This is a genomic window from Pseudoalteromonas sp. GB43 (genome assembly GCF_054923805.1).
Genome location: NZ_JBPCHJ010000001.1, coordinates 1007559 through 1029093, shown reverse-complemented (window position 1 = coordinate 1029093; position 21535 = coordinate 1007559). Strand labels below are relative to the sequence as shown.

At 41.1% G+C, this 21535-nt stretch carries 17 protein-coding genes, 1 tRNA gene and 1 pseudogene; 13 read left to right on the top strand and 6 right to left on the bottom strand.

Annotated features, from left to right (window positions below):
* Positions 1–79 precede the first annotated feature (79 nt).
* Complete coding sequence (locus ACRWSG_RS04865) at positions 80–2965, top strand: M16 family metallopeptidase (protein ID WP_462165788.1); 2886 nt, start codon at positions 80–82, stop codon at positions 2963–2965.
* 35 nt (positions 2966–3000) lie between these two features.
* Here ACRWSG_RS04865 and ACRWSG_RS04860 read toward each other — a convergent pair whose 3' ends face one another.
* A complete protein-coding gene (locus tag ACRWSG_RS04860) occupies positions 3001–3942 on the bottom strand; it encodes a sensor domain-containing diguanylate cyclase (RefSeq protein ID WP_462165787.1) in 942 nt (313 codons plus the stop codon).
* Between the two features lie 130 nt (positions 3943–4072).
* Positions 4073–4684: a TetR/AcrR family transcriptional regulator gene (locus tag ACRWSG_RS04855; RefSeq protein ID WP_462165786.1), complete on the bottom strand. Its 612-nt coding sequence runs from the start codon at positions 4682–4684 to the stop codon at positions 4073–4075.
* Positions 4685–4799: 115 nt separating this feature from the next.
* Here ACRWSG_RS04855 and ACRWSG_RS04850 point away from each other — a divergent pair, with 115 nt between their 5' ends.
* From ACRWSG_RS04850 to ACRWSG_RS04840, 3 genes are read left to right on the top strand one after another with little or no spacing between them, the layout of a single operon-like run.
* Positions 4800–5699 carry a haloalkane dehalogenase gene (locus ACRWSG_RS04850; RefSeq protein WP_462165785.1) on the top strand — a complete coding sequence of 300 codons (900 nt, stop codon included), beginning with the start codon at positions 4800–4802 and terminating at the stop codon, positions 5697–5699.
* Positions 5700–5707: 8 nt separating this feature from the next.
* Positions 5708–6307, top strand: coding sequence for an NAD(P)H-dependent oxidoreductase (locus ACRWSG_RS04845; RefSeq protein WP_054551218.1), 600 nt, complete (start codon positions 5708–5710; stop codon positions 6305–6307).
* Between the two features lie 28 nt (positions 6308–6335).
* Complete coding sequence (locus ACRWSG_RS04840; RefSeq protein WP_054551219.1) at positions 6336–6776, top strand: PaaI family thioesterase; 441 nt, start codon at positions 6336–6338, stop codon at positions 6774–6776.
* A 159-nt stretch (positions 6777–6935) separates the two neighbouring features.
* Here ACRWSG_RS04840 and ACRWSG_RS04835 read toward each other — a convergent pair whose 3' ends face one another.
* Positions 6936–7253, bottom strand: a complete 318-nt coding sequence (locus ACRWSG_RS04835) for a helix-turn-helix transcriptional regulator (protein ID WP_462165783.1) — start codon at positions 7251–7253, stop codon at positions 6936–6938.
* 3 nt (positions 7254–7256) lie between these two features.
* On the bottom strand, positions 7257–7661 hold the full coding sequence (locus tag ACRWSG_RS04830; protein ID WP_462165781.1) for a hypothetical protein: 405 nt from the start codon (positions 7659–7661) through the stop codon (positions 7257–7259).
* 338 nt (positions 7662–7999) lie between these two features.
* Here ACRWSG_RS04830 and cysE point away from each other — a divergent pair, with 338 nt between their 5' ends.
* Both cysE and ACRWSG_RS04820 read left to right on the top strand, forming a co-directional pair.
* Entirely contained in the window at positions 8000–8824 is an 825-nt protein-coding gene (cysE, locus tag ACRWSG_RS04825; RefSeq protein WP_138599624.1) for a serine O-acetyltransferase, read from the top strand.
* Between the two features lie 26 nt (positions 8825–8850).
* Positions 8851–9501, top strand: coding sequence for a hypothetical protein (locus tag ACRWSG_RS04820; protein ID WP_462165779.1), 651 nt, complete (start codon positions 8851–8853; stop codon positions 9499–9501).
* A gap of 2 nt (positions 9502–9503) precedes the next feature.
* Here ACRWSG_RS04820 and xseA read toward each other — a convergent pair whose 3' ends face one another.
* Positions 9504–10838 carry an exodeoxyribonuclease VII large subunit gene (gene xseA, locus ACRWSG_RS04815; protein ID WP_462165778.1) on the bottom strand — a complete coding sequence of 445 codons (1335 nt, stop codon included), beginning with the start codon at positions 10836–10838 and terminating at the stop codon, positions 9504–9506.
* Positions 10839–10972: 134 nt separating this feature from the next.
* Between xseA and guaB the strand changes: the two genes are divergently transcribed.
* The 5 genes from guaB (at position 10973) to rimI (ending at position 15147) form a co-directional block, all read left to right on the top strand.
* On the top strand, positions 10973–12442 hold the full coding sequence (guaB, locus tag ACRWSG_RS04810; RefSeq protein ID WP_054551225.1) for an IMP dehydrogenase: 1470 nt from the start codon (positions 10973–10975) through the stop codon (positions 12440–12442).
* Positions 12443–12542: 100 nt separating this feature from the next.
* Positions 12543–14120 carry a glutamine-hydrolyzing GMP synthase gene (gene guaA / locus ACRWSG_RS04805; protein WP_462165777.1) on the top strand — a complete coding sequence of 526 codons (1578 nt, stop codon included), beginning with the start codon at positions 12543–12545 and terminating at the stop codon, positions 14118–14120.
* Between the two features lie 146 nt (positions 14121–14266).
* Positions 14267–14343, top strand: a tRNA-Trp gene (locus ACRWSG_RS04800).
* 68 nt (positions 14344–14411) lie between these two features.
* Positions 14412–14714 carry a hypothetical protein gene (locus tag ACRWSG_RS04795; RefSeq protein ID WP_138616322.1) on the top strand — a complete coding sequence of 101 codons (303 nt, stop codon included), beginning with the start codon at positions 14412–14414 and terminating at the stop codon, positions 14712–14714.
* Positions 14701–15147 (top strand): ribosomal protein S18-alanine N-acetyltransferase, encoded by a 447-nt coding sequence (gene rimI, locus ACRWSG_RS04790; protein WP_054551230.1) that lies wholly within the window; start codon positions 14701–14703, stop codon positions 15145–15147. Before ACRWSG_RS04795 ends, rimI begins: the two co-directional genes overlap by 14 nt.
* Here the strand turns inward: rimI and ACRWSG_RS04785 are convergent.
* Positions 15144–17798: a hybrid sensor histidine kinase/response regulator gene (locus ACRWSG_RS04785; RefSeq protein ID WP_462165775.1), complete on the bottom strand. Its 2655-nt coding sequence runs from the start codon at positions 17796–17798 to the stop codon at positions 15144–15146. The two genes, rimI and ACRWSG_RS04785, sit on opposite strands and share 4 nt — an antisense overlap.
* 251 nt (positions 17799–18049) lie before the next feature.
* Here ACRWSG_RS04785 and prfC point away from each other — a divergent pair.
* Both prfC and argS read left to right on the top strand, forming a co-directional pair.
* Positions 18050–19632 (top strand): annotated as a pseudogene (prfC, locus tag ACRWSG_RS04780) (peptide chain release factor 3).
* A gap of 61 nt (positions 19633–19693) precedes the next feature.
* Positions 19694–21436 carry an arginine--tRNA ligase gene (argS, locus tag ACRWSG_RS04775; protein WP_462165774.1) on the top strand — a complete coding sequence of 581 codons (1743 nt, stop codon included), beginning with the start codon at positions 19694–19696 and terminating at the stop codon, positions 21434–21436.
* The last annotated feature ends 99 nt before the right edge of the window (positions 21437–21535 follow it).

Genomic DNA, 21535 nt, shown 5'->3' with positions numbered 1-21535 from the left:
TGACCCTCATATTTTCTGGCGCTTTGATGCATAATCAAGCTGCAATGATTATGAGAAAAATAACTAACAAGGTAACATTATGAAATTTAGATTATTAGCAACCAGTGTTGCTGTAACACTGGCGCTGAGTGGCTGCGCAAGTAACTCACAGTCAACTATGGTTAAAGAAGTCGAAATTGAGCAGCGAGTCAGCCAAGATGATAACCGTGTATTTAGCCAAGATTACCTATTAGAAGAGCTTGAAAACGGCCTTCGCGTGATGGTCGTTAAAACGGATTACCCAGATGTTGTGTCACTGCAAATTCCGGTATCGGTTGGTTCACGTAATGAAGTTGAAGCAGGTAAAACCGGTTTTGCACACTTCTTTGAGCATATGATGTTTAAAGGCTCTGAAAAATTCCCGCAAGATGTGTATTCAGATATTTTAAAGAACTCGGGTGTTGATAATCGCGCGTATACGACCAACGATTACACGAACTATCACTTAAACTTCTCAAAAGAGCACTTAGATAAAGTACTTGAAATCGAAGCTGATATTTTCCAAAACCTGACATACAGCGAAGAGCAGTTCCGCACCGAAGCGCTGACTGTAAAAGGTGAGTATTTAAAGAATAATGCTAGCCCAATTCGTAAGTTACTTTCTGCAGTTCGTAACGAAGCATTCGAAAAGCATACGTATAAGCACACTACAATGGGCTTTTTCGAAGACATTGAAGCAATGCCTGATCAAATGGCGTACGGTAAAGAGTTTTTCGCTAAATTTTATAAACCAGAATATGTATCTTTAGTCATTGTTGGTGATGTTGATCCACAAGAAACCATGGCGATGGTGAAAAAGCATTGGGGTAACTGGAAAAAAGGCGATTACCAAGCAGACATTCCTGTTGAGCCAAAGCAAAAAACAGCAAAATATGTACATGAGAAAAATGATGGTTTACCAGGTCACTGGTTGCTTGTGTCATACAAAGGCACGGCATGGGATCCTACTCAAAAGGACCGTGCCGCTCTTGATTTGATCTCACAGTTGTATTTCTCTAATAATTCGGCACTTTATCAAGAACTTGTTGTTGATAAACAAATTGCCAGCCAAATGTTTACCTATAACCCAGATACTAAAGATCCAGGTTTATTACATGTTTTTGTAAAAGTAGAGAACGAAGCGGACCTTGCTAAAGCCCGTGATGCGATTAACCGTACCTATGCACAAGCGCGTACTGAGTTAGTAGATGCGCAAAAGTTAGCTGATTTAAAATCAAACCTAAAATATAGCTTTATTAATGGCTTAGATTCATCGCAGTCAATCGCTTCAACACTTGCAAGCTACATGCACTTTGAGCGCGACCCAGAGGTGATTAACCAACTTTATGCCACGGCTGATAGCATCACGCCTGAGGATATCAAAACGGTAGCAAACAAGTACTTTGTTGATTCAAGCCGTACCACGGTGACAATGTCGGCGCTTGATAAAGTGGCTGGTTTTGAGCAAGAAGTTGATTTAAATGCGGCAGTTGCCAGTATTGAGCAAGCCCCAACAGAGCGTCACTTTAAAGTACTTGATAAAACAAATAGCTCACCATTGGTTGATGTGAACTGGTTATTCAATACCGGTGCAGCGGCTGATCCCCAAGGCAAAAAAGGCTTAGCGGCATTAACAGCTGCAATGCTAGCGCAAGGTGGCTCAGAAACGATGAGCTACAAAGATATTCAAAAAGCGCTATATCCACTAGCGGGAAGCTTTGGCTATCAAATCGATAAAGAGATGATTTCTTTACGTGGTCGTGTACATAAAGATAATGCTGCGCAGTGGTATGCACTTGTTAGCGACCAGATGTTAAACCCAGGCTTTAGAGAAGATGATTTTAAACGCCTGAAAAAAGAGCTTATTGATAGCATTAAAGCAGGCCTTAAAGCATCTAATGACGAAGAGCTAGGTAAAGAAGTGCTTTATCATCAACTTTATAAAGGCCACCCGTATGAAAGCTATAACTATGGTGATTTATCAGACCTTGAAGCACTGACACTTGACGATGTAAAAGCATTTTATGCTAATCAGTTTACCCAATCTAAGTTAACAGTAGGTCTAATTGGTGCGATCCCGGGTGATGTTAAATCGACTATGCTGAAAGATTTAGCATCGCTTCCACAAGGTAAAGAAAGCCGCTTAACGATCCCTGATGCGCCAGAACTTAAAGGTCATCATGCAACGATTGTTGAAAAATCAGCGCAATCTACCGCTGTGTCATTTGGTTTCCCAATCGATACAATTCGTAGCAGTGATGACTGGACTGCGCTTTGGTTAGTGCGCTCTTACTTTGGCGAACACCGCAGCTCAAACAGCTTCTTGTATCAGCGTATTCGTCAAACCCGTGGTATGAACTATGGTGACTATGCATACATTGAGTACTTCCCGCGTGGTATGTTCCAAACTAAACCAGATGCTAACTTAGGCCGTTCCGAGCAAATTTTCCAAGTATGGTTACGTCCGCTTCGTTCTAATAACGATGCGCACTTTGCAACACGTACGGCATTATTTGAACTTGATAAGCTAATTAAAAATGGCATCAGCAAAGAAGATTTTGAAGCGACTCGTAACTTCTTAATTAACTTTGTGCCACAAATGGTTGCAAGCCAAGACCGCCAATTAGGCTATGCCCTTGATAGTGAGTTCTATAACACAGAGAGCTTTGTTGACTATGTGCGTGGCAAGCTTGAAAAGCTAACCCTTGATGATGTTAACCGTGTTATTCGCGATAACCTGCAAACAGAGAATATCCACTATGTGTTTATTACTGGTGATGGCAAAGACATGCAAAAACGCTTAGCTTCAGAGCAAACATCACCAATGGTGTATAACGCTGAAAAACCAGCAGAACTTGTTGCTGAAGATAAAGTCATTGCAGACTATAAGCTCGCAATACCAGTAAAAAATATTAAAGTACTTGATGTCGAAAAAGTATTTCAGTAATAACTGGATAAACAAGCTCTAATCAATGCCCCTAATTAGGGGCATTTTTCTAGGTTTAATGGCTCGATGTTATCAGCAACCACAAGTTGATTTCGGCCAGCTTCTTTTGCTTGATAAAGCGCGCAATCAGCCATTTCAATGAGTAACATGGCATCACTATCGCTACTAGGGTAAATAGTAGCTAAACCAATACTAACCGTTAATGGATGACCTGTAAGTTCAGCTAATTGTAATTTACTGATCATATCTATTAAGCGTGTTACTAGACTTTGTGCTTGCTTACTTTGTGTATTGCCAAGCACCAGTACAAACTCTTCACCACCGTATCTGGCGCACAAGTCACCGTATTTGCGAGTAAATTCAGGCAGTAGTTTTGCAACTTCTTTTAGACAGCTATCACCAACTAAGTGACCAAATTTATCATTTAGCGTTTTAAAATTATCAAGGTCAATCATAGCTAACGAAACAGGTAAATTTAATCTCGAGCAACGACTCCATTCTTGTAAAATAAAACTATCAAAAAATCGTCTATTAGCTATTTGTGTTAGGCCATCAATTCTAGCAAGTTGTTGGACTTGTTGTTCAGCAAGCTTTCTTTCGGTGATATTTAAGTGACTTATAACGATAAAACGCTGATTATCATAAAAAAGAGAAGCTGCTCGCATTAAAAACCAGCGCTTTTCCATGTCGCTATGGCATGGATATTCAAGATAGAACTCTTCGCACTGATGGTTAATTACTTGTTTTATTCCATTAAACGCTTTTGCTCCAAACTCATCGTTTTGGCAAGCCGCTGACCTACAAATTGCGAGGTAATTTTGTTGTTGCCATTGCTCATTGCACGCACAGTTATTTTGTTCGCCAAATGTTTGCCAGCTGCGATTTACAAATTTGATATCGCCTTCGGCGTTGATGACAACAATATGCTCAGGGAGAGTATCGAGTATTAACCTTAAAAATTCCTTTGACTCAAGCACACCAATTCCTGCTTTACACTTTTCTAAAGAGTAGCAATAAATTATTAGATTGCATGGTTAAAAGTAAAAAAGAGTGTGATTGAATAAATTTTACAGAAGATAACTTACGAAGATTTATGTGTAGTTTAATTTATTCATGCTCATCAGTAAGTAAGTTAAGTATAACTTCAGTCATTATTTTTGAAATTGAATCAATACGTTCGGGCATAGCTTGTGCAGTGATTGAGTAACCTTCTACAAATGGGATAAATATAGATACAGCTCTAGAAACGTTTGAGTCTGAGTGAGAAATAGGTCGCAATTTATCAGCTAAGATCAATGCCATTTCTTCGTAGTAAAATTTTATATGTTGATTGATAACTTCATTTCGTGTCGATATAGCCCAATACTCCCTAAATATTCTGCACATTTGGGTTAATTTCAAACCATGACTTAGAAAGCTCTCTAGCAGCGAATGGAGCTCATTGCTTGGGTTCTCTAGGTTGCTTATTGGATCCATTTGTCTCATATCGTCAAGACATGATTTGAAATAGCGATCTGCCATCGCCTTTAAAAGCTCATCTTTATTTTTGAAATAATATTGAACATTGCTCAAAGTCATACCAGCTTCGTTGGCAACTTTTCTCATTGTCACGCCATAATCACCTTCGTGTCTAAGAATATGCAAAGCCGTATCTATTATTAAATCTGTTTTGGCATTTTTCTTCATTAAAATCTCAAAGTATTTCTGCTTAGTAATCAAACCTTATCATTTTACGAGTACTCAACAGTTAAATTCAATGTTGACATTATAGGTCATCTGACCTAAATTTAAATAGGTCACTTGACCTAATGTTTTTTATTGTTGAGGAATAGGCATGATAAATAGTAAACGCACACCACAAAGTAGCTTTGATAATATTAAAGATTATCCTTTTGAAGCTAATTACTTTAGTGATTTGAAGGGATATGAAGGCTTGAGGGCTCACTACCTTGATGAAGGTAATCCTGACTCTGAAGAAGTTTTTTTATGTCTGCATGGTGAGCCTGCTTGGAGTTACCTTTACAGAAAAATGATCCCTGAATTTGTTAATGTCGGAGGCAGGGTGATAGCCCCAGATCTTTTTGGATTTGGTAAGTCAGATAAACCAATTGATGAGAAAGTTTATACGTTTGAGTTTCATCGTAACTACTTAATCGAACTTATTAAGAGGTTAGATTTAAATAATATTACTTTGGTTTGCCAAGATTGGGGAGGGCTTTTGGGTCTTACATTGCCTCAAGATATGCCAGAGCGTTTTAAAAGATTAATCATCATGAATACAGGGTTGCTGGTTGAGCCTGTGAGCAGTCCTGAATTCTTAAAATGGCATGACGATATCGTTCTGCCAAATGAATTAAATCTCGCTAGTTTTTTAAATAAGTATGCGCCAACAATTGACAGCGATGAAGCGAGTGCATATGCATCTCCATATCCAGATGCAAGTTATCAAGCTGGCGTCAAAAAGTTCCCTAAAATTGTTGCTGCGCCAGATCCTCAGTGCGTAAAAATTTCAACTCGAGCATTTCAATTTTGGAAAAGTGAGTGGCAAGGCGAATCATTCATGGCAATAGGTATGAAAGACAAAATGTTAGGACCTACAGTTATGAATTTTATGCAAAGCGTAATCAAAAATTGCCCTGAACCTCTAGAAATAAATAATGCAGGGCATTTTGTGCAGGAATTTGGAGACACCGTTGCTGTTGCAGCACTTAAACATTTTAAATTAATAAAGTAAGGATCTTTATGAAAATCTTACACTTAGTATTTCACCCCGATCTCAACGCATCACGAGTCAATAATACTTGGAAGAAGCAATTAGAGCAGTCAGGTAAAGTAGCAACAAGTAGAGATATGTATTTGGAATATCCTGACTTTAAAATCGATATCGAAAAAGAACAAGCGTTGTTGTTGTCTCATGACAGAATCGTGATTCAATTTCCTATCTATTGGTGGTCAATGACTCCTCTTCTTAAGAAGTGGCTTGATGATGTTTTACAATATCAATTTGCATACGGAAGCAAAGGAGACAAGCTTAAAGGCAAAGACTTACAAATAATTTGCTCTGCTGGAGGACAAGCAAAAAATTACAATGGCTTTCATATGTTCGCTACTGTACCTGAGGTTTTAAAACCATTTCAGCTTACAGCCAACTTAGCCAAAATGAATTATTCTCAGCCATTGTACATGTTTAATGCAGATGCTTGTGGTGAAGACGAGGTTGTTAAGTATGGGCAAAAATGGGTAGAGGTCATTGATGACCCTCGGCGCGCCGATGGGCTTGAATACGCAAACGCAAAAATACATGAAGAACTAATAGATGTATATGCGCAACTAGGCCTTTAAAATCTTAAAGAAGTAGGGGAGTGGTTAGTTGAAAACGCTAGATTTTTTATCTGAACATATCGGTATTTCTTTCCAGCAAAGCGATAGCTATGGCGATTGGCTAGGTTTTGAAATTGATTCAGTCAAAAAGGAAGAAAATAAAGTTATTACATCATTATTAATTAGACGTGATCATGTCTCACCAACAGGGGCTGTTCATGGTGGTGTTGTCTCTGGGTTTCTCGATTCAAGCTTAGGCTGTGCGATGGTAACGATTATGGATAAAGGCCAAATGTGCAGTACTGTTGAGCTTAACGTAAAGTTTTTTAAACCGCTTTCTCCAGGTGATAAAATTATTGCAGAGTCAGAAGTGATCCATAAGGGAAGAACCTTATGTACGGTTATTGCTAATGTTTATAAATCAGATGCGCCTGATATACCTGTTGCGTTAGCTACTGCAACCTTTAATCGCTATCAATTAAAGCAGTAACATAAATACAGCCCAGCCGTGATGTAGCTGGGCTCTATATTGACCTATTATCAACTAAAGTAGTGAGCTAACTTTAACAGCTAGCGCAAAGAGTATGGTTGTTATTACAAAGCCGATAAGTGTAGTGTGGCCGCGTTGTTCTTTGGTCATCTTTCACTCCTAAAAAATAACTAATACTGTTGCCATACCAAGGGCAAAACTGACAAACGAAGAAGCTGCTACGATTGCAGCGAGATTTTGCTTACTCACTGCATGTGTTGTGCTTTGTTCTGGTGCTTCGTCATCGAGCTTAATAAGCTCACCTTGGCGCACTTCAAATACTGCGCATAGGCTCATGGTGGTTTCTTTTGATGCCGCACCTTCTTTTTCAACTCGTTGAATGGTACGTAGGCTTACATCACAGGCATCGGCCAATTGCTGCTGCGTCCAATCGAATTTAAGTCTAAGTGCTTTTATTGTATTAGAGTTCAGCTGCATTACTTACTTCCCAAGAAATGGTTCAATAAAAGTAACAACTGCATAACCCGATATTGCGCCACCAATAAAACAGCCTAAGGTAACCAAAGCTACTTGTTTTGGATTATCAGTAAGTGAGGTTTGTGTGCTCTGTTTAACTAATTTGTCAGCTTTATAAAACGAACATTCAAGCTTGCCGGTAAGTATATTTTGCATCTCGAATTTGACTGCATAAGTATTACCTTGGTAGCTAAAGTCATGATGACTTTTAAAACCGAAGCTGCGTTTTTCACTTACCAATTCGTCGTTTACATATACTTTTTCTTTACCGCTCATGATGTGACCAAAGCATGCGATTTGGTTGTCACCATCTTGAAAGTAAAATTTATAACCTAGCTTGTGTGAGTTTAGTACGTCGTTTTTCATCATCGTTTCCTTGTTAAGTTGATGATGTAAATTTAATGATTATTTTTGTTTTTTACGCCGTCAGCGATATGTCAGTGCCTATTTTGGCATATGACAGACAAGATGTCATATCTGTCTTGTTATTGAAAAATAAGCACTTTAATTAATTTTCTCGGCTAGAGTTAGAATTTGCTACTGTCATATGCGGTTGGCAAAAAAGCACAGTAAAAAGAGTAAAAATAGGTGTTGTTACTCTGGTTATTAGATATAACCAGAACAAATAAACAACGGGTTAGTACATCTTGCTACAAATCCGTTAAACTTAAGGCTTAGCAGTTAGGTACAACCAGAAAGGCAATATTATGCGTCATGAAATTTGGCAAAAGCTTCGAGAAGAAGCAAACGAAGTCGTTTCCCGTGAACCGCTTTTAGCAAGTCACGTTTATTCGTGTGTGTTAAATCATGAATGCCTAGGTTCGGCGCTCAGCTTTATTGTGGCAAATAAGCTTGCTGATGCAGTAGTATCGGCGTTTACTATCCGCGAATTATTTGACCAAGCCTTTGTTAAATGTGATCTAATGCTGACGCATGTGGCTCATGACATAAAAGCAGTTAAAGATCGTGACCCTGCGGCCGATAGTTACTTAACTGTAATTCTGAATCTTAAAGGCTTCCATGCAATACAAGCACACCGACTCGCAAATTGTTTATGGCAACAAAACCGCAAAGAGCTTGCTCGCTTCATTCAGAGCAGAACCTCAGAAGTATTTGGCGTTGACATCCATCCTGCTTGTAAAGTTGGTCATGGTATTATGTTTGACCATGCAACTGGGATTGTAATTGGTGAAACAGCAGTTATTGAAGATAACGTCTCTATTTTACAGTCTGTAACCTTAGGTGGTACAGGTAATGAGCAAGGTGACCGCCATCCGAAAATTCGCGCAGGTGTATTGATTGGTGCGGGTGCTAAAGTACTGGGTAACATCGAAGTAGGAGAGGGGGCACGTATTGGTGCAAACTCTGTCGTGTTAAGTGCGGTTCCAGCGCACACAACTGTGGTTGGTGTGCCAGCTAAAGTGGTTGGCAAACCGAGCTGTCCCTGTCCTGCCGAAAGCATGAACCAAAACTTTTTAGACGATAGTACCACTACCGCTAGTAATGCCTCCCACACCAGTGCTATGTTGTAGTTTTACACTTTAAAAGAGCAATGGAATTGTCTAAATTATCCTTCGGATTAGCTGTTGCAGCGTCATTTATTTGTGGCGCTGTCACTATGTCACTTTTTCAATCAGACCCACAACAACAGCCGCAAACTTATCAGCAACAATTTGTTGAAGAACGCATAGCTCAAGCACCCGAGCAGCAAGCCACTGCTGTAGCGCCTGTTATTAACAAACAAGTCGCTGAAGTGAATTCAAATAGTTCAGCAGCTGTTAGCAAAACTGAGCTTGAGCAGCAAGTTGCAGAGTTAAAGTTACAAGTCGAAAACCAACAAGCGGTGATTGCCAGTTACCGTTCAAGTGCGATACCTCCACAGCAAATCGACTCACACCTAGATGAACTTTATACCTTGTTAGAAGAGCAATCTCGGGATGAGGCTTGGATTTACCAAGTTGAAACAGCCATGAGCGATTTTTTAATCATGGCAGATTTACCAGTGCAACCACAGCTGAGTGTCTCAACATGCAAAAGCTCTGTGTGTCAGTTTAAGCTATTGCAACCTGAGGGGAGTGATGACTTGCCAAGTCATTATTGGCGTAACATGACCGATAAGATGATGGAACAAAGCTGGTGGAAGCAATTTAAATTTACCTCCACCACCTCAAGTGACGATAGTCTAACCATTATTGCAAGCACGGAGTAATTTTATACAACTTTTGATTGCAGTTGACCATCAGCAAGCTCGGTAGTTATAAGCTCACCAGAGCTTACATCGTTAACTGATTTTACAACGCCACCTTGCTGATTTTTAGTAATGCTGTAACCACGCGCTAACACACTAAGCGGACTCACAGAATCTAAACGGTTCGCTTGTAAAGAAAGCTGGTTTCGAAAACTTGAAAGTTGCTGTTGCATCGCCTGTGTAAGCCTTGCATGTAATTGCGCCAGTTGATGCTCGCTTTTCGCTAACTGCTTTTCGGGTGAGCGTTGCATTAAGCGTGGTGTTAAGTTAGCAAGTACTCGCTCATATCGCTGGATTTTACTACTCATCGCGCCATGTAAGGCCAAACTAAGCTCATCTAACTTTTGCGCTTGTTGATTGAGTTGATTACGCGGATGGCATAGCTGCAAGCGATGCTCAAATTGAGTGGCAGTACTGCGTTTTACAGCTAAAGCGTGTTTAAAGGCATGATTTAAGTGCCTAACTAACTGCGTAACTTTGTTATATAGCTCTTCGGTATTTGGACTAACTAGCTCTGCGGCTGCAGAAGGTGTTGCGGCGCGAATATCGGCAACATAATCACTAATTGTGGTATCGACCTCATGACCAACGGCGCTAACAATAGGTAAGCGACTTTCAAAAATAGCGCGAGCTAATTGCTCATGGTTAAAACACCACAAATCTTCGAGTGAACCACCACCGCGACCTAATATAAGCACATCTACTTCGTTGCGTTGATTGGCGATGTTTATTTTTTCTATTAATTGACTGTGTGCATCTGCACCTTGCACCATCGCTGGGTAAATCACGACTTCAAGCTGCGGAGCACGGCGTTTAAGTACCGTTAGAATATCGCGTATAGCCGCACCTGTGGCTGAGGTGATCACCCCAACGCGATTAATATTGGTTGGTAATGGTTTTTTGTGGGCTGAGCTAAATAGGCCTTCGGCAGCTAAAAGCATTTTAAGCGCATCGAATTCTTGTTTTAATAAGCCTTCGCCAGCAGGGGCCATATGCTCAACAATCAGCTGATAATCACCACGAGGTTCATATAAAGATACGCGGGCACGCACGGTTACTTGTGCACCATTGCTCGGGCGAAAAGTTTGGCCGCGATTATTGCCGCGCCACATTGCTGCTTTTACCTGTGCTCGGTCGTCTTTTAACGTAAAGTACCAGTGTCCAGATGCAGGGGCTATAAAGTTAGAAATTTCACCATTTAAGATAAGCGATGAGAAGCCTTGTTCAAGAACATGGCGAATTTCCTTATTTAGGCGCGAGACCGTGTAAACAGGCTGTGTTGAGTGCGTAAAAGCCATTAAAAACCCCAGTAAAAAATTCTCTGCGTACTTTAACACAAATAAATGAATAATTTTATTTACTCATGCTCATAACGCTGATAAAATTTGGCCGCAATTCCTTATACTCAGATCCACATGTGAGAAGTTGCACTATGCTAAGAATCGCTAAAGAAGCTCTTACCTTTGACGACGTACTTTTAGTACCAGGTCATTCTACTGTTTTGCCACACACGGCAAATATTTCAACTCGCTTAACGCGTGGTATCAATCTTAACTTGCCGCTAGTTTCAGCATCTATGGATACTGTAACAGAAGCACGCTTAGCGATTGCTCTAGCGCAAGAGGGCGGTTTAGGTTTCATCCACAAAAACATGACAATCGAAGAGCAAGCTAAAAACGTTCGTAAAGTTAAAACTTACGAAGCGGGCATTGTTTCTTTCCCTGTTACTGTGACTGCGGATCTTACAATTGCTGATGCTATCGCGCTTTCAGAAGACAAAGGTTTTTCAGGTTTCCCTGTAACCGACGCTGACAATAACCTTGTTGGTATTGTGACAAGCCGTGATATGCGTTTTGAAACGAAACTTGAGCAACCTGTTTCTACAGTAATGACGAAAAAAGAATCGTTAGTGACTGTTAAAGAAGGTGCAGACCGTGATGAAATCTTAGGTCTAATGCACGAGCACCGTATCGAAAAAATTCTCGTAGTTGATGATGCATTTAAACTGAAAGGCATGATCACTGTAAAAGATTATCAAAAAGCACAAGACAAGCCGCATGCATGTAAAGACGAGCAAGGTCGTCTACGTGTAGGTGCAGCTGTTGGTGTTGGCGCGGGTACTGATGAGCGTATCGCAGCACTTGTTGAAGCAGGTGTTGACGTATTACTTATCGATACATCACATGGCCACTCACAAGGTGTTATCGACCGTGTTGCACAAACACGTCAAGCATACCCAGATCTACAAATCGTAGCAGGTAACGTTGCAACAGCTGAAGGCGCGATTGCCCTTGCTGATGCGGGTGTTGATGCTGTTAAAGTTGGTATCGGCCCTGGTTCTATCTGTACTACTCGTATCGTAACAGGTTGTGGTGTTCCACAAATTACTGCTATTTCTGACGCAGTTGAAGGCTTAAAAGGCCGTGATATTCCTGTTATTGCTGACGGTGGTATCCGTTTCTCTGGTGACATCGTAAAAGCACTTGTTGCTGGTGCATCATGTGTAATGGTGGGTTCAATGTTAGCGGGTACTGAAGAAGCACCGGGTGAAGTTGAGCTATATCAAGGTCGTTACTACAAATCATACCGTGGTATGGGTAGCCTTGGTGCTATGGACCAAAAAGAAGGTTCATCAGACCGTTACTTCCAAAAATCGAACGAAGCAGACAAGCTTGTTCCTGAAGGTATCGAAGGCCGTGTTGCTTATAAAGGTCCTATCGCGACAATCATTCACCAACAAGTGGGCGGTCTTCGCAGTGCAATGGGCTTAACAGGCTGTGCAACAATTGAAGAGTTAAATACTAAACCTCAATTTGTTCGCGTGACTTCAGCTGGTATGGGTGAGTCACACGTTCACGACGTGCAAATCACTAAAGAAGCGCCAAACTACCGCTTAGGTTAATTACCTTAAGGTATTGAAATTACATGGGCTAGCATTTGCTAGCCCTAATTTATTGATCATCTCCCTTTGGGAGAGCAGTTCCTGACTAACGAGATACTCCATGAGCAAAGACATTCACGATTCACGAATTCTCATTTTAGATTTTGGTTCGCAATACACACAGTTAATCGCACGTCGTATACGTGAGATTGGTGTTTACTGTGAGCTATGGGCATGGGATGTAACTGAAGAGCAAATCCGCGAATTTAATCCACAAGGTATTATTTTGTCGGGTGACCCTGAGTCTACAACACTTGAAAACAGCCCTCGTGCTCCTGAGTATGTATTTAACGCAGGCGTTCCAGTACTTGGTATCTGTTACGGCATGCAAACAATGGCAACGCAACTAGGTGGTAGCGTTCACAGCTCTGATAAGAAAGAGTTTGGTTATGCACAAGTTGAAAAAGTAGGTAACTGTGCGTTATTCGATGCTATCGAAGACCACATTACTGACGGCGGTGCAGGCGTACTAGACGTTTGGATGAGCCACGGCGATAAAGTGATGGAAGTACCAGAGACTTTCAAAACAACGGCTAAAACTTCAACATGTCCACATGCTGCAATGTCTTGGGAAGAAAAACGTTTTTATGGCGTACAGTTCCACCCAGAAGTAACTCATACTCACCAAGGTTTACGCTTACTTGAGCGCTTCGCGATTGATATCTGTGGCTGTGAAAAGCTATGGACACCAGCAAAAATCATCGACGATGCGATTGAGCGTATCAAGGAAACTGTAGGTGATGACGAAGTTATCTTAGGCTTATCAGGTGGTGTTGATTCATCTGTTGTTGCCATGCTTATTCACCGTGCAATCGGCGACAAGCTAACGTGTGTATTCGTTGATAACGGTCTTCTTCGTTTAAACGAAGGTCAGCAAGTTATGGATATGTTCGGCAACAAGTTTGGCCTAAACATTGTTAAAGTAGATGCTGAAGATCAATTCTTAGCAGACTTAGCAGGTAAGTCAGACCCAGAAGATAAGCGTAAAGCGATTGGTCATACCTTCATTAAAGTTTTTGACGAGCAAGCTAAAAAGCTGAAAAGTGCTAAATGGTTAGGTCAAGGTACTATCTACCCAGACGTAATCGAATCTGCTGCATCAGCAACAGGTAAAGCACATGTAATCAAGTCTCACCACAACGTAGGTGGTTTACCAGACGATATGGAAATGGGTCTTGTTGAGCCTTTACGTGAGCTATTCAAAGATGAAGTACGCAAAATTGGTCTTGAGCTTGGCCTACCATACGACATGCTTTACCGTCACCCATTCCCGGGTCCTGGTTTAGGTGTTCGTGTACTTGGTGAAATCAAGAAAGAGTACTGTGACTTACTACGTCGCGCAGATGCTATCTTCATTGAAGAGCTACACAAAGCTGAGCTTTACCACAAAGTAAGTCAAGCCTTCACGGTATTCTTACCAGTTAAATCGGTAGGTGTAATGGGTGATGCGCGTAAATACGACTGGGTTGTATCGCTACGTTGTGTAGAAACAATCGACTTTATGACAGCACGTTGGTCACACTTACCATATGAGTTCTTAGGTGTGGTTTCTAACCGTATCATCAACGAAATCGATGGTATCTCACGTGTTGTTTACGATATTTCAGGTAAGCCACCGGCAACAATCGAGTGGGAATAATTTTATTATTCTGACCTGAATTGGTACAAAAACGGCGAATTAGCTTGCTAATTCGCCGTTTTGTTTATTTAAGAAGCAGTTAAACTAAAAACTGTGTTTTTTTACTTTACCTTTGAAAAAAGCTCTATATAATTCGTCGTCATTGCAGGGGCGTAGTTCCAATTGGTAGAACAGCGGTCTCCAAAACCGACGGTTGGGAGTTCGAATCTCTCCGCCCCTGCCATTTCTTCCTTCTTTACTTTAATCGCAAATCTCCCTATATTACTTGCTCTTAATCATGATTGAGTTGTTATGAATCCAAGTTACGCTGCGATATTCTCTGTACAATCTTTAGAGTTAAATCAACACTATCGAACTGCGCCTGCTACTTCTGGCGAACAGATGCCAAACACTCAACAAGAAACACTGACACTCCCGTTACAGTTTCACCAAGACCTCGAAAAGGCATTTGCGCCGTTAGTTATTACTCAAATCGTTAAAACAGCAAATATTAGCTGGCAAGAGGGCTGCTTAGGCTTACCAAGCGATAAGCTGAATGGCGAACAGAAAAAACAACTTTGGTCTTTAATCGGTGAACAACTTGATAAGCTTTAAACCTGTAGATGCAACCTATATTAGCCAGTTAATGGCTATCGAAAACGCCTGCCATAGTCACCCTTGGACAGAGAAAACCATGCTGTCGTGTTTAGCTGGCCGTTATTTTAACCTGGCCGCTTTTCAAGGTGATGAGATGCTAGGTTTTTATATTGGTGAACAAGCGGGACCAGATTACACTTTAATGGATATTTGTGTTGCGCCGAAGTACCAAGGGCAGGGCATTGCTAAGCAGTTGTTAAATGCATTTATTGAGCACGGCGAACAGCATCAAGCTGAAAACCTATTTTTAGAAGTGCGTGAGTCGAATGCACCCGCTATTGGCTTGTATGAAAGCGCTGGTTTTTCACATATGTCGGTGCGCAAGAACTACTATCCAACCGCAACAGGCAATGAAGACGCTATTTTGATGGGTATGAGCTTTAGCCTTTAAGATGCTTCTTCAAGGGCATTGATAAGTGCATCGTAGCATTGCTCTACCTGTTCAGTTTGATTACTGCGTAGCGCATTTTCAAGCTGACCCGCAGTCTTGTGAATAGCTTCAAAACTAAAACACCCCGCACTGCCTTTTAAGCTGTGTGCTAATGAACGTAGCGCTTCCCATTCTTTAGCACGATACAACTGCACGACTTGGCTTAAATAATCAGGTAGTTTTGAGCGATAGTTGTCGTTAATTTGTTGGAACTTCTCACTTTTCAGTAAGTTTTCCCACTTGTTTTGACTGTCTTTTTCGATATGCAAGTAGCTTACAAGTACTTGCTCTAGGGCATCTTTGTCGATTGGTTTGGCGAGTGCTTCATCACAGCCCGCTTCAATATAGGTATCAACATCAGTCTTCATTACATTGGCCGTAAGCGCAATAATAGGGCCATCATAGGCTGCGTGACGTAGCATTTGCGTTGCTTCTAAGCCGCCCATGACTGGCATCTGCATATCCATGATGATCAGCTGATAATCATTAACTAATGCCATTTCTACTGCTTCTGCACCGTTTTTCGCGATGTCAGGCTCAAGTCCCCAGGTTTGTAACAATAGTTTGATCAGCAACTGGTTATCTGGGTTATCTTCGGTCACTAGTATATTGGCATCAAAGCTATTCGCTGCGAATGAAAGCTGAACGTCTTTACTTGGTGAGAGTTGCTCGTAGCTATGAATAAACGCCTCTGCTTGTAACTGCTCGGCGTTTAAATGAGCAGCAACTTGTATGGTAAAACAACTGCCGTTTCCAGGTTCACTAATAAGCTGTACATCACCGCCTAGCAACTGGGCTAAGTTCTTTGAAATACACAAACCAAGACCTGTACCGCCAAAGCGGCGAGTTGTCGTCGCATCGGCTTGTTCAAATGGTTTGAATACCCTTTCAACCTCACGCTCTGACATACCAATACCTGTGTCTTGAATCGCAAACTCTAAATGTTGTTTATTGCTGTTGTAGCTAATATCAATCGAGATGCTGCCTTTCTCAGTGAACTTAACTGCGTTGCTGGCAATATTGATCAAGATTTGTTTTAAACGTGTGGTATCGCTATTAATGGTTTTGGGTACTGGTAGTTGGTAGTTAATATTAAATGTAAGTTGTTTTTCATTAGCCAGTGGGCGAATAATTGAATCAATATCATGTATAAGCTGCACTACATTACATGGTCCGCGTTCAACGGCGAGTTTTTCAGCTTCTATTTTTGATAAATCAAGAATGTTGTTAATAAGCTCAAGCAAGTGCTTAGAGTTACGTAAAATAGTGCTTAAATGTTGCTCATCATTCACCGCATCTTTGTTGTGCAGAAGTTGCTCTGTAAAGCCCATAATTGCGGTAAGTGGAGTACGAATTTCATGACTCATATTCGCTAAAAAGCGACTTTTCAGTTGGTTTGCTTGTTCAGCTTGCGCAATGGCTACTTCTAGCTTGCTGTTCATTGCTTCGAGTGCTTTCGTTCTGCTCTCTACTTTTTCTTCTAGGTGATGTTTATATTCTTCAAGCTCGTCTTGGTAATGACGAATTTGGTTCACCATGTGATTAAAATCGTTGAAAAGCACGCCTACTTCATCGTTTGTGTGGGCTGGCAAGTACACAGATAAATCACCATCACCAACCCGATGACTTGCCGCACCTAATAGTTCAACTGGGGTCAGCAGTAAGTTGCGTACCACAATATAGATAAGAATAGGCAGCGAAATCACAGAAATAATAACTATAAGTGCTGTGATTAAACTAATGGCTTTACCTGACTGGTAAAGTAAATCTTTAGGGGTGGTTGAGATCAAATAATCGCCATCAGTCATTTCAACTGCGTAAATTATGCGCTCTTCTTTATCAATACTTGAAAGTTCGATATTGGCAAGTTTGCCGTAGTTAGCGAGTTGTTTAATTTGCTCAAGCTCATATTCACTTAAATAATTGCCGCGTAAGTCATAGTCGGAGCTAAATAAAATCTGCCCCTTAGTCGTTAAAAATAAATTTAGCGTGTTATTAAATGGTGCTTCTAGAATACTAGCATTCAATATTGATGGTTCTACATGCACAACAATAAACCCCAGTTGCTGCGGCTGTTTTAAGTAGTAATCAATATTATAAATGGGGTGCACAAAGTAGAGGCTAGTAGAGCCATCTTCTTTGGGGATCATGAATTGTTGCTGGCGTAAATTCGATTGTAGCACTTGCTCAAAAAACGGGTAACTTTTAGGTGCTGGAGTTAATTGACTTGAATAAAATGCATCGCTTTTACCGTCTGGGGCAACATAATTAATGCTAACAATATCTGGGTAAGCTTCTGAATAGCTTGCAAATACATTCATCAACTCGCCAAGACGTTCAATATATTGGTTTTTTGAGTCAGGTTCGCGGGCTAAAAAGTCTGCTAATACAGGAGAGGTTGAGAGTAGCTTAGTAATCGAATGAAATGAGTCAATGTAATTAAAGATTTTTTGTTGCTGTTGCTCAACAAAGCGACTGACAATAAGTTCAGCTTGTTTTTTTGTTGAATTGGTCACATTTGTTAATGTAAAGCCACCTAAAAACAACAAAGGTAAGATCACTAATGGTGTGATATACCACAATAATCGAATACTGAGCTTACTGGTTTTCATGACCTAAATTGACATCCCTCCGTGAAATTTATCAATAGTATGCGTTACAACTTGATTACACAAGCCTAGCAAAAAAGTGAACAACGAAAATACCTAACTAAAAGGGAGTAATTACTCGCAATCGCTGCTTTTTTGGCTAAGACAAACAAGGTATAATGCTTGGCAATTCTATTTTATTTTTACAGTGCGCACCGAGCTTTATAATTTATAAGGCAGTTAAGTGCGCTTTGTTATGACTAAAAGCAGCTTACATGTCTAATTTAACTACCGAAATTAATAAACGACGCACCTTTGCGATCATCTCGCACCCGGATGCGGGTAAAACCACGATTACAGAAAAAGTTCTGTTATTCGGACAAGCGATTCAAAAAGCGGGTACCGTAAAGGGTCGTGGCTCAAACCAGCACGCAAAATCAGACTGGATGGAAATGGAAAAAGAACGTGGTATCTCGGTAACTACGTCTGTTATGCAATTTCCTTACAATGAGCGTCTAGTTAACTTACTTGATACTCCGGGACACGAAGACTTCTCTGAAGATACTTATCGTACACTGACTGCGGTTGACTCATGCCTAATGGTCATCGACGCAGCGAAAGGTGTTGAGGATCGTACTCGTAAATTAATGGAAGTAACACGCTTACGTACCACACCTATCGTAACTTTCATGAATAAGTGTGACCGTGATATTCGTGATCCAATGGAGTTATTAGACGAAGTTGAAACTGAGCTAAACATTGCCTGTGCGCCGGTAACTTGACCATTGGTTGTGGTAAAGAGTTTAAAGGTGTGTATCACATCCACCGTGAAGAAACGATTTTGTATAGCACAGGTCAAGGCCACACAATTCAAGAAGTTCGCGTTATCAAAGGTTTAGATAATCCTGAGCTTGATACTGCGATTGGTAGCGAACTTGCTGAGCAGCTTCGTGAAGAGCTAGAGTTAGTAATTGGTGCATCACACGAGTTTGATTTAGATCTGTTCTTAGCGGGCGAACTATCACCAGTCTACTTTGGTACAGCACTTGGTAACTTTGGTGTTGACCATGTTCTTGATGGCTTAACTGAGTGGGCTCCTGCGCCATTACCACGCGAAACAGAAGACCGCCAAGTTGCTGCAACAGAAGATAACTTCTCTGGCTTCGTATTTAAAATCCAAGCGAACATGGACCCTAAACACCGTGACCGTATCGCCTTTATGCGTATTGTATCTGGCAAATATAGCCAAGGTATGAAGATGAACCATGTGCGTATTGGTAAGCAAGTGAGTATTTCTGATGCGGTAACCTTTATGGCTGGTGATCGTGAGCGAGCGCAAGATGCTTACGCAGGTGACATCATTGGTTTACATAACCACGGTACAATTCAAATTGGTGATACCTTCACGCAAGGTGAAAAAATGAAGTTTGGTGGTATTCCTAACTTCGCACCAGAATTATTCCGTCGTATTCGCTTAAAAGATCCATTAAAACAAAAGCAATTATTAAAAGGCTTAGTTCAGCTATCTGAAGAAGGTGCTGTGCAAGTATTTAGACCGCTTATTAATAACGACCTTATCGTTGGTGCGGTCGGTGTACTACAGTTTGACGTAGTTGTTGCGCGCTTAAAAGCAGAATACAACGTTGATGCGATTTACGAAGGTGTGAGTGTTAACACTGCACGTTGGGTAAGCTCAGACGATACCAAAAAGCTTGAAGAGTTTAAGCGTAAGTGCGAAAGCAACTTAGCGCTTGATGGTGGCGATAACCTTACTTATATCGCGCCAAGCCGTGTAAACCTAAACTTGTCGATGGAACGCTATCCAGACATCAAGTTTAACCACACGCGCGAAAACTAATACGCTAAGTCTGCTTCAAATTTAAGTGCCCGTACAGCGGGCCATAAAGGTAAAAATTACAATGAATATTCGTACTCTTTTAATCGACAAAGCAATTGCTGCTATGGTTGCAGCAGGGTTACCTGAAGACACTAATCCAGCGGTAACACAAAGCACACGTCCACAGTTTGGTGATTATCAAATCAATGGCGCAATGGGCGCGGCTAAAAAATTAAAATCAAACCCGCGTGAACTTGCACAAAAAATTATTGATAACCTAGACCTTGCAGATATCGCAGAAAAAACAGAAATCGCGGGTCCTGGTTTTATCAACATTCACTTAAAGCCTGAGTTCTTATCAGCTAGCTTAAAAGCAGCAAACGAAGACGAAAAGCTAGCAGTTGCGCCACATGCAACAGCACAAAAAGTAGTTGTTGATTACTCATCACCTAACCTTGCTAAAGAAATGCACGTAGGTCATTTACGTTCAACCATCATTGGTGATGCGGTTGTTCGTGCCCTTGAGTTCCGTGGTGATGAAGTTGTTCGTCAAAACCACATGGGTGACTGGGGGACTCAGTTTGGTATGTTAATCGCGCACTTAGAAGATCAAATCAACCAAGGTGTAGACTTAGAGTCTGTAGCGCTGACCAATCTTGAAACCTTCTACCGTGATGCGAAAAAACGCTTTGATGATGAAGAAGGGTTTGCCGACAAAGCCCGTAATTACGTTGTTAAATTACAAAGCGGCGACGCACACTGCGAAAAGCTGTGGAAGTTATTCATTGCCACTTCTGTAAAGCATTCTGAAGAAGTTTATAAGCGTCTAAACGTAACACTTACGCAAGATGACATCATGGCAGAAAGTGCTTACAACAGTGAACTTGCAAACATCATCGCACTATTGAAAGACAAAAATATTGCTGTTGAGTCTGATGGCGCACAAGTGGTGTTCTTAGACGAGCTTGCTAACAAAGACGGCGAGCCTTCAGTGTTTATCGTACAGAAATCAGGTGGTGGTTTCTTATATGCGACAACTGACTTAGCTGCTTGTGATTACCGTTCAAATAAATTGGGTGCTGATCGCATCTTAATCTTTGTAGATGCACGTCAAAGCTTACACTTCAATCAAGTTGAGCTAACCGCACGTAAAGCAGGTTTATTACGTGATGAAACAAGTTATGAGTTCTGCCCATTCGGCACCATGATGGGTGAAGACGGTAAGCCATTCAAAACACGTACTGGCGGTACCGTTAAGCTTGCTGATTTACTTGAAGAGTCAATCACTCGTGCCGCAGCTAAACTAGCTGAGCGTGAGTCAGACTTAAGCGACGAAGAGCGTAGCGAAATTGCCCGTAAAGTAGGTATTGGCGCAGTAAAATATGCGGATCTTTCTAAGCACCGTACTAGCGACTATATCTTCAACTGGGACACAATGCTGAGCTTTGAAGGTGCGACAGCGCCTTACTTACAATATGCATATACACGTGTTCGCAGTATCTTCCGTAAATCAGGTATTGATGCGGCGTCATTAACAGCAGACGTTGCAATCAACGAGCCGCAAGAAAAAGCGCTGGCACTTAAACTTCTTCAGCTAGAAGAAGTACTCGATCTAATGATCAGCGAAGCGACACCGCACGTATTATGTGGATACCTATACGAACTAGCAAGCCTATACATGACGTTCTACGAAGCATGCCCAGTTCTAAAAGAAGGCGTAGAGCCAAGTGTTCGTGACAGCCGTTTAGTACTTTGTAATTTGGTTGCGAAGACACTGAAGTCTGGCTTAGATCTTTTAGGCATCGAAGTAATGGAGCAAATGTAATCACCGTCGTATTTTAACCTAATACTGCGTTGTCAAACCGACTGACCCTAATCACATACAAAACACGTATGCTCATAGGGATAAGTCGGTTTTCCGCCT

What these genes read in the sequence shown, in the direction of transcription:
- cysE (WP_138599624.1), top strand. Translation starts at nt 8,000, where the DNA reads ATGCGTCATGAAATTTGGCAAAAGCTTCGAGAAGAAGCAAACGAAGTC.
- ACRWSG_RS04865 (WP_462165788.1), top strand. Translation starts at nt 80, where the DNA reads ATGAAATTTAGATTATTAGCAACCAGTGTTGCTGTAACACTGGCGCTG.
- xseA (WP_462165778.1), bottom strand. Translation starts at nt 10,838, where the DNA reads ATGGCTTTTACGCACTCAACACAGCCTGTTTACACGGTCTCGCGCCTA.
- ACRWSG_RS04830 (WP_462165781.1), bottom strand. Translation starts at nt 7,661, where the DNA reads ATGATGAAAAACGACGTACTAAACTCACACAAGCTAGGTTATAAATTT.
- argS (WP_462165774.1), top strand. Translation starts at nt 19,694, where the DNA reads ATGAATATTCGTACTCTTTTAATCGACAAAGCAATTGCTGCTATGGTT.
- ACRWSG_RS04850 (WP_462165785.1), top strand. Translation starts at nt 4,800, where the DNA reads ATGATAAATAGTAAACGCACACCACAAAGTAGCTTTGATAATATTAAA.
- ACRWSG_RS04785 (WP_462165775.1), bottom strand. Translation starts at nt 17,798, where the DNA reads ATGAAAACCAGTAAGCTCAGTATTCGATTATTGTGGTATATCACACCA.
- guaA (WP_462165777.1), top strand. Translation starts at nt 12,543, where the DNA reads ATGAGCAAAGACATTCACGATTCACGAATTCTCATTTTAGATTTTGGT.
- ACRWSG_RS04835 (WP_462165783.1), bottom strand. Translation starts at nt 7,253, where the DNA reads ATGCAGCTGAACTCTAATACAATAAAAGCACTTAGACTTAAATTCGAT.
- ACRWSG_RS04795 (WP_138616322.1), top strand. Translation starts at nt 14,412, where the DNA reads ATGAATCCAAGTTACGCTGCGATATTCTCTGTACAATCTTTAGAGTTA.
- guaB (WP_054551225.1), top strand. Translation starts at nt 10,973, where the DNA reads ATGCTAAGAATCGCTAAAGAAGCTCTTACCTTTGACGACGTACTTTTA.
- ACRWSG_RS04845 (WP_054551218.1), top strand. Translation starts at nt 5,708, where the DNA reads ATGAAAATCTTACACTTAGTATTTCACCCCGATCTCAACGCATCACGA.